Consider the following 11,406-nt stretch of genomic DNA (forward strand, 5'->3'; position numbering starts at 1 on the left):
CATGAGCTGGGCTATTCGGGCCATGCTATTCAGGTCCAGTCGAGCCCGGCCGCGCCCCGCCTCCGCCACCAGGCCCGCCTCGTACATGAGCTCGTAGCGCTGCAGCGCAAGCTCCTCGTTCCAGGATGCGCCGCTAAGGCCGAAAGTAGACTCATCCGCTTGCGCCGGTGGTCACTTCGGGAGACATCGGATGAGATCCAGCCTTCAAATCCTTCGATGATCTCTTTCAGGTGTCCGGGTCTTCCCGCGCGGTGGTCTTCCCAGGGAAAATACTCGTACCAGCCATGCCAACCAGGTGCGCCCGCGCCGGGTGCGGCTTGCTCGCGCACCAGTCCGAGATAGCTGATCGAGATCGTCCGTCTGGCATTGTCACGCGGCGAACGGTCGCGGTCGGCAAAAGCGTAGAGCTGTTCGAGATAGCCAACGGGATGACCGGTCTGCTCACCCACCCATTCGCGAAGTCCCGATTGCAGGCTGCGGTGCTCCACTTCGAGCGGCCCGGAGGCAAGCGCCTCTCCCTTGCGCACGGTCATCACCCGCGGCGCCTCGCTCGTGACCGCAGTGAGCACGGCAATCAGTTCGGCATGGGCAAGCGCGTTCTTCAAAGGCAGGCGGTCCTTTCACGAGGTCTTTGGGCCCTGTTGCTGAGTAGCAGAGATTGGGAGGGGAGAAACAGAAATTCATGAAGGGAAGAAGGAAGGTCGCAAAGCGGTGTTCCCGCCGACGCGTAACCGCTCTACCGCCCCCTCCGCATCCCGGCCGCTCGCGCCGCGCAGGGCTGATAGCCCCGCTTGCGCGTCGCGGCAGGGACGCTCGCGCGCAGTTGCGCCGGAAAGCCCGCTTTCGCGGTCCGGGAAGTGTCTTCGCAATGAAGTGAAGACAGGAAGGAGCGGCAAGCGTGCCGCTCCGCACCGACCAGAGGAGCTTTCCCATGCAGATCCTGAAACTCGATCCCCGCGCGCTCAAGGACAATCCCGATGGCGCCCGCCGCTCGAAATCCTCCCCCCAGGCCGACGCGCTGTTGCTGGCGACGGTCAAGTCCGTCGGCATCATCCAGCCGCCCGTCGTCTCGCCCGAAATCGAGGGCGGCAACGGCTTCGTCATCCAGGCCGGCCACCGGCGGGTGCGCCAGGCGATCGCGGCCGGCCTCGAGGAGATCGAGGTTCTGGTCGCGGACGCCGCCAATGACAATGGCGCCATGCGCTCGATGATCGAGAATGTCGCTTTCGAACCGCTCAATCCCGTCGACCAGTGGCGGGGCATCGAACGTCTGGTGGCGCTCGGCTGGACCGAGGAGGCGATTGCCGTGGCGCTGGCGCTGCCGGTCCGCCAGATCAGGAAGCTCAGGCTGCTCGCCAATGTGCTGCCCGCCATGCTCGAGCAGATGGCCAGGGGCGACATGCCCAACGAACAGCAGTTGCGCACGATCGCGGCTGCCGCGCTCGATGAGCAAAAGGAAGTCTGGAAGGCCAACAAACCGAAGAAGGGCGACACCGCAGCCTGGTGGCAGATCGCCAATGCGCTCAGCAAAACCCGCATGTACGCCCGCGATGCCAGTTTCGGCGACGATCTGCGTGAGGCCTATGGCATCGAATGGGCCGAGGATCTCTTCGGTCCTGCCGACGAGGACAACCGCTACACCACCAATGTCGAGGCCTTTCTCGGCGCCCAGCAGGAATGGATGACGGTGAACCTGCCGAAGAAGGGCGCGATTATCGAGGCCAACAGCTGGGGCCAGCCGGAACTGCCGAAGAAGGCGGAACGTGTCTATGGCAAGCCGGGCAAGGGCGACCACACCGCTATGTATCTCGACCGTGAGGGCAAGGTGCAGACCGTCCACTACCGTATGCCGGAACCGAAGGCTGCCGCAGACAGGACAGGCTCGGTCGGCAATTCGTCGGCGGACGCCGACGCTGACGCAGCGACTGGCGCCAAGCCACGCCCCGATGTTACCCAGAAGGGCCAGGACATGATCGGCGACTTCCGCACCGACGCGCTGCACGAGGCGCTCGGCCGGGCGTCGATCGAGGACGACACGCTGATGGCGCTGCTCGTACTCGCCTTCGCCAGCCTGAATGTCCGGGTCGATTCCGGCGCCAGTGACCACGTGTTCGGGCGCAAGCGCTTCAAGCGTCATGGGGCAAGGCTCTTCGCCGAGGATGGTCGGCTGTCCTTCGACCTGGAGACGGTGCGGGTCGCGGCCCGCTCCATACTGGTCGACGTGCTGTCGTGCCGGCGCGGCATGTCGAACAGCGGCGTCGTCTCGCGCATTGCCGGCGAGGCGATCGGTGCGGACGGATTTCTTCCGAACATGGGCACGGAAGACTTTCTCCTGTGCCTGTCGCGCCAGGCGCTGGAGACCGCGGCCAGGGAGGTCAGCCTGCAGCCGCAGCCGCGTGTGCGCGACACGCGGGCAGCACTCGTCGAGCACTTCAAGGGCGAAGTGACTTTCATCCACCCTGCCGCGCTCTTCGCACCCGACCCGCGCGAGATCGCCGATCTGATCGGCCATGCCGATGAACCGGACGCCGATGATGCCGCCGCCGAAGGTGACGCTGCCAGCGCTGACACGGACGCCGCGGTCGACGAAGCGCCGGACAACGCGCCGGAAGAGGAGCTTGAGGCCGCCTACGGCATCGCGGCGGAATAACAGCCGCCTTTTTGCTTCTTCCCGAAAGATCACGCCGCCGGCCGCCCCGGCGGCGCTTTCGTTTCCATCAACCGCAGAACCAGAACGGGAGCTCTTTCATGTCTGCGTCCCTGATCTTCGATCTCGCCCCGATCGGCTCACTCGTTTCTTGGTCGGACGGGAGCCCCCGCCCATCCGAGCGATTCCATAAGAAGCTCGCTGCCTGGCATACCAGAAACAGTCAGGGCCGGCTCATCCGCAAAGAAGGGCCGCGCAAGCTCGGCAGCTACACGTCGCCGGGATATTTTACCCTTCATCAGGAGGACATCGGCGGCAAGTCGACCATCCTCGTGACCCTCCATCGCACCTTCGGGCCGGAAGAGCATTCTGAACAACGTCTGGATGGGCGGGGCGCCCCATGACGATGGCGGGATCCTACGCCGTCTGCGCAATTCCCATGGCCCGACCTGGCTGCAATCGTACCGGCTGGCGAGCGCTGGTTCGGCGGAGCGGGCGACCGCGGCGCGGGCGCAAAGCAAGCCCGACGCCGTGGATGACGAGGTGTAGCGTTTCTCGTGGGCCAGTCCCCTTTCAATGAGCAGGGCTGAGCCTGTCCATGCCGGTTTGTCCTTCGGTTCTGCTGCGGTCTGAACCAGCGGCCATCCGCTTCAAGGCCGCTATCGCGCCGGGGGGCGGCCGGAGCCCGCCGTTCATCGCAGAGCAGATCTGCCGCGTCTTCGCAAGCGCGATCGCGCTGGCTTGCCCGCAGATCGGCTCCGCTTGTCCTGGCTGGCCCGGGCCCTGAAGCGTCCGTCTTCCGCCGGTTCGGCTCGACCGCACCGAAGGGCAAGCCGGCACGGGGCCGGAACCGCTTCGGATGTTGAAAGGAACACAAATGGCCAAGCCCGCAACCAATCGCCAATCCGCCCGGGTCGTTCAGCTCCGCAAGGGCGCCACACTCGAAATGGTCCGCCTCACATGCCCCGACAGCGCCCAGGCGCTGAAGATCGCCGAGAGCTTTGGGACCGCGATCGTCGACAGCGACGGGATCCGCGATCTGCATGAGCGGCTCCTCGGCGAGACGGCCAATGCTCTGAGCGACGGCCTCGGCGAAAAGGCCATGCAGATCCACCTGCAGCGGATCGTCGGCGCTTTCGTCGGTTCCGCCCATGGCGCCGGCCAGTTCTATAGCCGCGCCGTCACCGAGGCGCGCGACGCCACCGCCAAGGCCGCCAACGACAGCCGCGACGAAGACCTCGACGGCCCCGTCGGTTACGACAGTGCGGCACAGCGCAGGCGCGAGTTCGCCGCCGACATGGGCGTGCAGGCCCATGCGCTCAGGATGGCTGCCGAGGGCGCGGTGGCCGCCTACGCTGGGATCGTCGGCGAGACCTGGAAACCCTTCGACCGGCCGGTCGAAAACCCGGGCCACAATCTCGATCGCAAGGCGGCCGCAGCGCAGTTGTCGGCCTTCGAATGAGCCCTTCAGGCGAGGCTTCGGCCTCGCCTATCCCTCCCATGATCAAGGCCGCCTCCGCCGGGGGCGGCCTTTTGCCATGTCGGCGCCGCACTCGCCCGGCGATGGGGAAGGAAGGGGAGGAGACAGAAGAAGGCAGGGGCCTCCCATCGCGGCCGCCGCGGGTGTCGGTCCTGCCGGGGCCGCAACCGAGCCGCAACGGCTTTGCTGTCCTCCACTGCCGTTTCGGCCTTCGGTGCGCTCGCTTGCCTGGTGCCCCGGCTCCGGACCCCGCGTGACGGCCGCGATAGGCGCGGCCTCAAATGGAGGTCAGGACATGAGCAGGAAAGAAAACGGGTCCCGCGTGGACATCTATGCAAAAATCACCGACCGGATCGTCGCGGATCTGGAGACTGGTGTGCGCCCCTGGGTCAGGCCGTGGAGTGCGGCAAACACCGCGGGACGCATCACACGGCCGTTGCGCCACAACGGCCTGCCATATCAGGGCATCAATACCCTGCTTCTGTGGTCGGAATCCGTCTCGAGAGGCTTCGTCTCGCCGACCTGGATGACCTTCAAGCAGAGCATCGAGCTCGGCGGCCATGTGCGTAAGGGTGAGAGCGGTGCAACGGTCGTCTATGCCAGCCGCTTCACGCGCACGGAGACCGATGCCCATGGTGAGGAAGTGGAACGCGGAATTCCCTTCCTCAAGGCTTATACGGTGTTCTGCGCCGACCAGATCGAAGGGCTTCCCGAGCAGTATTATCTCGACCCGGCCCCGGCGATCAATCCGGTGGAGCGGATCGCCCATGCGGACAGCTTCTTTGCCAATACCGGCGCCGTGATCCGGCACGGCGGCAACCAGGCCTATTTCAATCCGGCTCTTGATATCGTGCAAATGCCGCCGCTCGAAAGTTTCCGCGATGCGCCGAGTTACTACGCGACGCTCGGGCACGAGCTAACCCATTGGGTTGGCGTGGAAAAGCGGCTTGATCGTAACCTCTCCCGCTATCACAAGGATCGCGCGTCTCGGGCCCACGAAGAGCTTATCGCCGACCTCGGCGGTTGCTTTCTGGCGGCCGATCTCGGCATCGTCCCGGAGCTCGAGCCGAGACCCGACCACGCAAGCTACCTTGCCAGCTGGCTCGAGATTCTCAGACATGAGAAGCGGTTCATCTTCGCCGCCGCGGCCCATGCACAGCGCGCGGTCAACTATCTCCATGACCTGCAGCCGGCAAACGGCGAGGAGCGACAGGCGGCTTGAGAGCTGCAAGTATCAATCAGGGCCGGCCGCTCAGTCCAGGGCGGCCGGTTCATCCTGGTGGGCGTGACGGAGCGGTCGCTGTCGGCCCTCAGGTCTGCCTTGCCCAGATCGACGTCTTCTCTGGGCCGGACTTCGGCCTCTCGTGATGGCTTGATCTCAACGATGAACGGCTTTGCCTCTCTGGGCGTGCATCCTCTTGGGCAGAACGATGCGGAACGATATTTCGACCGCGTGGCTGAGGCAACCAGGCCATTGTCCTGGAATCGAAGCATCAGGTCAGCAGCATGCCGGACTGGCTGTGGAGAATGCGCGCACCTGTGAGCCGATATCCGGGATGTCGTCGACGATGTGCGGCTCGCCATCGCCAACCCCTTTACTCCCTGCCACTGGCCGCTCCCTCTGCGGGCTCGATGAGGCATGTCTGACAGGAGAGCGGCTCCGCCTCGATCGTTTTCCCGCAACGGCCTTCGCACCTTTCTTCCCCTGAGCGCCAGGCGCTCATTCCTCGCGGATCAACAAAGCTGCTGCCGGCCGCCCTCCATTCCATTGCGGCCCGGCAAGCCACCCCATTGCGCAGGCGCAACGGGGACCCCGGGGGTGCGGTCCGATCGTCACCTGTCTTTGCGACTGCCATCGAGGCCGCGATGGGCGCGGCCCGAAACAGCAAAAGGGACTACGGCAATGGCAACTATCGGCATCTTCACCGCATCTGAAAACGGCTTTAACGGCTCGATCCGCACGCTCGCCCTCAATGTCAAGGCACGCATCGCCCGCGTCGAAAACCCCTCCGACAAGGGCCCGCACTTCCGCATCTACGCAGGCGCCGTGGAGCTGGGTGCCGCCTGGCAGAAGCGCTCGACCGAGACTGACCGCGACTACCTCTCGATCAAGCTCGACGACCCGAGCTTCCCGGCCCCGATCTACGCGACCCTGACAGAAGTCGAGGGCGAGGACGGCTACCAGCTGATCTGGTCACGCCCGAACCGGGATTGATCCGGCAGGCCCCGCTCGTCAGAGCGGGGCCGCTCCTCAGCAGGAAGCGGTGTGTCGCTGGCCCTCCGTAATGCCGCGAAAACCTGTGGAGCGCGCGCGCTGGACTAATTTATCCCGGCAATAAAGTTTCGGTTATTGGATGAAAATGGATGGATTAATGGATGCCGTCCTGCCATACCCGTTTTGGATGGAAACGGATGATTTAATGGATGCCGGTACTAGACCTCTTGAAACTCCGGATCACACCCGAGATCCTGTCGCTGATCGCCGAGATCGATGAGTTCAAAGGTGCCTGGCGGGCGCTGGGCCGTATCGCCCCCGACCGGCTGTCCAGTCTGCGGCATGTCGCGACAATCGAGAGCATCGGTTCGTCAACCCGCATCGAAGGGGCAAGGCTGACCGATCGCGAAGTCGAACGGTTGCTGTCGAACCTGCGCATCGGCTCGTTCAGCAGCCGCGACGAGCAGGAAGTCGCAGGCTACGCCGACGTGATGGAGACGATCTTCTCGGCTTTCGACACGATCCCGCTCAATGAGAATCACATCCGCCAACTCCATCGAGACCTCCTCGCCCACTCGACCAAGGACGAGCGACATCGTGGAAACTGGAAGACATTGTCCAATAATGTCGAGGCCTTTGATGAAGACGGCCGAAGCCTGGGCGTTGTTTTCGAAACCGCATCTCCTTTCGACACCCCGGGCCGGATGGCCGACCTCGTGGCCTGGCTGCACAAACACGAAACGGACAAGACCTTTCATCCTTTGCTCATAATCGCCGTCTTCGTGGTCGTCTTTCTTGAGATACATCCGTTCCAGGACGGCAACGGCCGGCTGTCCCGCGCCCTGACCACATTGCTTCTCCTCAGGGCCGGCTACGCCTATGTGTCCTACAGCTCTCTCGAAAGCGTCGTCGAGCAGAACAAGGAGGCCTACTATCTGGCGCTGCGTCGCACACAAGGCACGATCCGCACCGATCATCAGGATTGGAACCCATGGGTCGAGTTCTTCCTGAAAAGCCTGCAGCGACAGAAACAACGCCTGGAACGCAAGATCGAACGCGAGCGCATTCTGCTGGGCGAATTGCCGGAGCTTTCCGTTGCGATCCTCGAACTGGCGCGCGAACGTGGAAGAGTGACCGTTATGGACGCGGCCAATTCCACGGGCGCAAGCCGCAATACGGTCAAGGATCATCTCCGGGCGTTGACCGAGCAGGGACACCTCACTCTTCACGGAGCCGGCCGCGGTACGTGGTACGGCCTGAGCTGAACAGCAATGTGATGTACGGGGCGCACCTGTGAGCCGATATCCGGGATGTCGTCGACGATGTGCGGATCGCCATTGCCAACCCCTTTACTCCTGTCACCGGCGCTCCCTCTGCGGGCTCGATGAGGCATGTCTGACAGGAGAGCGGCTCCGCCTCGATCGTTTTCCCGCAACGGCCTTCGCAACTTTCTTCCCCTGAGCGCCAGGCGCTCATTCCTCGCGGATCAACAAAGCTGCTGCCGGCCGCCCTCCATTCCATTGCGGCCCGGCAAGCCACCCCATTGCGCAGGCGCAACGGGGACCCCGGGGGTGCGGTCCGATCGTCACCTGTCTTTGCGACTGCCATCGAGGCCGCGATGGGCGCGGCCCGAAACAGCAAAAAGGACTACGGCAATGGCAACTATCGGCACCTTCACCGCATCTGAAAACGGCTTTAACGGCTCGATCCGCACGCTCGCCCTCAATGTCAAGGCACGCATCGCCCGCGTCGAAAACCCCTCCGACAAGGGCCCGCACTTCCGCATCTACGCAGGCGCCGTGGAGCTGGGTGCCGCCTGGCAGAAGCGCTCGACCGAGACTGACCGCGACTACCTCTCGATCAAGCTCGACGACCCGAGCTTCCCGGCCCCGATCTACGCGACCCTGACGGAAGTCGAGGGCGAGGACGGCTACCAGCTGATCTGGTCACGCCCGAACCGGGATTGATGCGGCAGGCCCCGCGCGTCAGAGCGGGGCCAAGCTCTTCCTCAGAAGCCGGAAACGGGCGTTGAGCCCGCTTCCGGCTTATCCGGTGCCATACGGACCGTAAGGGTCTGCTCAGATCAGCCTATTGTGCCGTGCCGGATCGGCGGCCTCAAGGACGAGGGTCCCCCCAATTTTGCTTCCTCTCCGGTTCCCTCCGCTCCAACAAAATCGGCTCCCCCTCGCCGCCGCTGGCGGTCGCGTCCCGCGATCCCTGACCCCACCACTCCGGCACGCCCAGTGTCGTCGTCTTTCACGAACTCAAGGAGATGAGACGATGACCATCGAAGAGCAAATTGCCGAATTGCGCGCTGAACTGAACAATGCGTTTGATGCCGCCGAGCGCCGGCAGATCGAGGCGGAGCTGCAACTCGCGCAGGCTGATCTCGCTCTGATGCTTGCCGAACAGGACGGAACCGTCGAAGCCGAGCCGCCCTTCTGAGGCGGGTTCTATCTGTTGCCATGTAAGCCGGTCGGCCGGATCGACCGTTGTCCCGGCTATGAGGGATTTCATCCCTCGCCTTCAGCCTGGTGGCTCCTGCGGTCGCGGTCCAGTCGGTAAGAGCGTCACTCGATCGAGGCGCGAACGAACCATCGATAGCGACCGGTCCCCTTCCTCCTTTTGACACTGCTGTCATCTCTCATCGTGGATGTTGCAGCCCGATCGTCGCGACGCAACCTGCCAGCGTCAGAATTTTCCCCGACGCTTTCGCGTCTCCCCGCGGACCAAAATTCGGCCGCCGGCCACGTCCTCCACTTCGTTTCGGCTCTTCGAGTGCGTCGCTCCTTATCCGTCTGCGGTCTCACCCCGCGATGACCGCAAATCGAAAGGAGAAACATCGTGCAACAGCTCGCTCAATTCCTCGCCGCCACCGGTCGCCGGCCCCCACGCTCTCGGCGGGGTGATCTGCCATTTCTTCCGCAAGGGAAAACTCGGCCTGAAGCTCGCGATCAAGATCCCGTTCTTTGTCGAGATCGAGGCTTCTTTTGAGACCGACTGGGATCACCGCACATGACGCGCGCCGGGCGGCCGCGTCGGCGGCCCCTTTTCGGCGACTTGAAAAAACCGAGGGGTGCAGAAGCTCAACGCAACGAATGCCGGAACGTTGCTTTTGGCCGATAACCGCGAGCGCGCTTTTGTTTCAACAGGTCGAGGAACAGCCGCACCGCTTCCTCCTCCCGTTCGAACACGTGCTGTTTCTCCTGCCCGCGCTTGCCGATCCGCCCCCATCTTCGGGTCAGGCACGCTTCGCCGAACATCGTCCTGCCGATCTCCATGGCGTAGTAACGCGCCATGTTTTTCGCCGGATCCATGCGTTCGACATAGAGACGGTAGGGTTGCTTGACCATGTCATCATCATCGTGACAGCACGCCGCCACGTCCAACGACATATGTGAATCCTACAGGTGCGACCGATTCATTTTCGTGAAGAATGGTGCCTGGGCGAGGCGCCAAAGGCGCAAGGCTCTCATCGCGTTGCGACCGGAGCCCGCACGCGGTCCCCGCCCAGTCGGGTTACGATCCTCTCGCAAGAAGAAGCGTGACGATGCCAGATATCGTCGTAGCGAGATTGCCGGTACGTCCTATGGCCCGCAAAGCTGGCAAGCGGTCGCGTCCTTTCAGGACGCGGTTTTATCTCTCTCTGACCTCCCATTTTGCACCCGCCGTTCCGGCGTCAAGGACATCGCGGCCCCTCCAATTTTCCCTGCACCGCAAGCGGCACAGACAAAATCGGTTCCTCCGCTCGCCGCAGAGCGGCCGCGTTCCGCGATCCCTGACCCCTCACGGCTACGGTGCGGATCCCTTTCGTCAGAAAACGAAAAGGAGACTCTGATGACAAAGCATCAAATCACACAGCCGGTTGGCGAAAACCAGGAGGCGCCCGACCAACAGCCGGGCTGGCTTGAAGCTTTGCGTCGACAATTCGATGCGGAAGTTCATCTGCCCAGCGACATCTCGCAAGAGTTCCTGTCTGCGGCGCTGCTCTTCGTCATCGAGAACAAGGTCGATTTCGGTTTGTTCCATGAGGCAGGCAGGATCATCATTGCGCATTTCGGGGGTGACGAGATCTACCTGCCATCCCAGTGGTCCGACAAACGATGGCACATCGGCCTTGAGGATAAAGAGTTCTTCGACCCCGGTGATTGAGGTTGAGACCAGAGGCGGCCGGCCGCCTCTGGTCTTTGCCATGCGTCTGAGCCGTTCCAGCCGGATCGACCGGCCGGCACGGCTATGAAAGGGGGGCTGTGCCGCCCCTCTCAATCTCACCCCATGAAGGAAGGGCAAGCCCCTCCTTCAAACTTCCTCCCATGGGGAAAGGGGACGGTTCCCTCCTCCCTTTCCCCAAACCCCAATCCCTCTCCCGTGCAGGGGAAAAAGGAAGATTGGTCGTCACTGGCTTTGACACCATCCGTGCCGGGCGCCATCCCACGACCGCGCGAGGCCCTCCTGGACCAAAACGCCGCCGAGCGACTTGCCGGCTCGCGTGACGGTCCGAAGTTTGCGTCCATATTTGTCCTCGTCTCGAAACCCGGCCAACAGCGAGAACTTTCCGGCGTTGAGCAGCGCCAGCAGGCGGAATTTTGCCGCTTCACCTTTGATCCTTTCGGCCTCGCAGCGCGGCGGGCTGAGTTCGGGCGTATCGATATCGGCAATGCGAATTTTCCGCCCTTCGAACCAGAACGTGTCCCCATCGACGACACAATTCACGCGACGGCTCTCACTGCAGATCGAGAATGCCGCCGACAGTGGGTCCGGTCTCGGTGTCCCGGCAAGTGCGAGGAACCCGGAAAGATTGCCGGCGCCGGTATAGGCAAGCCAACCGCCGACAGCAATGATGACGGCCGCAAACAGTCCCGCCAGTCGCCTGCGGCGGCTGCTCTGGCCCGATCGGGATGGTTTGCCGGCGGCGCCAGGTCGATCGTCGTTTCCTGACTTCCGCGTTCTTCCGATCGGAACCACTTTCGATTTCGCCACTCGCCAATCCTCTCTTTCGTATACCTCAGCCTATCCTCGCCTCGGTTTCATCCGCCTTTACGGATGCGCTCACGTGTCAGGCCG

General features: G+C 63.3%; 12 protein-coding genes and 1 pseudogene. 10 read left to right on the top strand and 3 right to left on the bottom strand.

Going from position 1 to position 11,406, the window contains the following annotated elements:
- Nucleotides 1-48 precede the first annotated feature (48 nt).
- A pseudogene (locus V8P77_RS12560) lies at nucleotides 49-605 on the bottom strand (hypothetical protein); the annotation flags it as partial.
- Nucleotides 606-931: 326 nt separating this feature from the next.
- Between V8P77_RS12560 and V8P77_RS12565 the strand changes: the two are divergent.
- From V8P77_RS12565 to V8P77_RS12605, 9 genes are all read left to right on the top strand, one after another.
- Complete coding sequence (locus tag V8P77_RS12565; RefSeq protein ID WP_264396661.1) at nucleotides 932-2,650, top strand: ParB N-terminal domain-containing protein; 1,719 nt, start codon at nucleotides 932-934, stop codon at nucleotides 2,648-2,650.
- 98 nt (nucleotides 2,651-2,748) lie between these two features.
- Nucleotides 2,749-3,051 carry a UCP036055 family protein gene (locus tag V8P77_RS12570; RefSeq protein ID WP_319641126.1) on the top strand — a complete coding sequence of 101 codons (303 nt, stop codon included), beginning with the start codon at nucleotides 2,749-2,751 and terminating at the stop codon, nucleotides 3,049-3,051.
- Nucleotides 3,052-3,524: 473 nt separating this feature from the next.
- Complete coding sequence (locus V8P77_RS12575; RefSeq protein ID WP_264396660.1) at nucleotides 3,525-4,109, top strand: hypothetical protein; 585 nt, start codon at nucleotides 3,525-3,527, stop codon at nucleotides 4,107-4,109.
- A gap of 313 nt (nucleotides 4,110-4,422) precedes the next feature.
- Complete coding sequence (locus V8P77_RS12580) at nucleotides 4,423-5,349, top strand: ArdC family protein (protein ID WP_264396659.1); 927 nt, start codon at nucleotides 4,423-4,425, stop codon at nucleotides 5,347-5,349.
- A gap of 681 nt (nucleotides 5,350-6,030) precedes the next feature.
- Nucleotides 6,031-6,342 (top strand): DUF736 domain-containing protein, encoded by a 312-nt coding sequence (locus tag V8P77_RS12585; protein ID WP_264396658.1) that lies wholly within the window; start codon nucleotides 6,031-6,033, stop codon nucleotides 6,340-6,342.
- A 209-nt stretch (nucleotides 6,343-6,551) separates the two neighbouring features.
- Nucleotides 6,552-7,607, top strand: coding sequence for a Fic family protein (locus V8P77_RS12590; RefSeq protein ID WP_264396657.1), 1,056 nt, complete (start codon nucleotides 6,552-6,554; stop codon nucleotides 7,605-7,607).
- Nucleotides 7,608-7,997: 390 nt separating this feature from the next.
- Nucleotides 7,998-8,309 carry a DUF736 domain-containing protein gene (locus tag V8P77_RS12595; protein ID WP_264396656.1) on the top strand — a complete coding sequence of 104 codons (312 nt, stop codon included), beginning with the start codon at nucleotides 7,998-8,000 and terminating at the stop codon, nucleotides 8,307-8,309.
- 313 nt (nucleotides 8,310-8,622) lie between these two features.
- The gene (locus V8P77_RS12600; protein WP_264396655.1) at nucleotides 8,623-8,787 is read left to right on the top strand and encodes a hypothetical protein; all 165 of its coding nucleotides are present in this window, start codon (nucleotides 8,623-8,625) and stop codon (nucleotides 8,785-8,787) included.
- A gap of 208 nt (nucleotides 8,788-8,995) precedes the next feature.
- On the top strand, nucleotides 8,996-9,361 hold the full coding sequence (locus V8P77_RS12605) for a hypothetical protein (RefSeq protein ID WP_264396654.1): 366 nt from the start codon (nucleotides 8,996-8,998) through the stop codon (nucleotides 9,359-9,361).
- A 67-nt stretch (nucleotides 9,362-9,428) separates the two neighbouring features.
- On the opposite strand, the gene V8P77_RS12610 is transcribed toward V8P77_RS12605, so the two are convergent.
- On the bottom strand, nucleotides 9,429-9,737 hold the full coding sequence (locus V8P77_RS12610) for a WGR domain-containing protein (protein ID WP_264396653.1): 309 nt from the start codon (nucleotides 9,735-9,737) through the stop codon (nucleotides 9,429-9,431).
- A gap of 442 nt (nucleotides 9,738-10,179) precedes the next feature.
- Here V8P77_RS12610 and V8P77_RS12615 point away from each other — a divergent pair, with 442 nt between their 5' ends.
- Nucleotides 10,180-10,494 (top strand): hypothetical protein, encoded by a 315-nt coding sequence (locus V8P77_RS12615; protein ID WP_264396652.1) that lies wholly within the window; start codon nucleotides 10,180-10,182, stop codon nucleotides 10,492-10,494.
- A 243-nt stretch (nucleotides 10,495-10,737) separates the two neighbouring features.
- Here the strand turns inward: V8P77_RS12615 and V8P77_RS12620 are convergent, their stop codons facing one another.
- Nucleotides 10,738-11,199 (bottom strand): thermonuclease family protein, encoded by a 462-nt coding sequence (locus V8P77_RS12620; protein WP_406648744.1) that lies wholly within the window; start codon nucleotides 11,197-11,199, stop codon nucleotides 10,738-10,740.
- Between the last annotated feature and the right edge of the window lie 207 nt (nucleotides 11,200-11,406).

The organism is Rhizobium aouanii (assembly GCF_037002925.1).
In the GTDB taxonomy this organism is placed as follows: domain Bacteria; phylum Pseudomonadota; class Alphaproteobacteria; order Rhizobiales; family Rhizobiaceae; genus Rhizobium; species Rhizobium aouanii.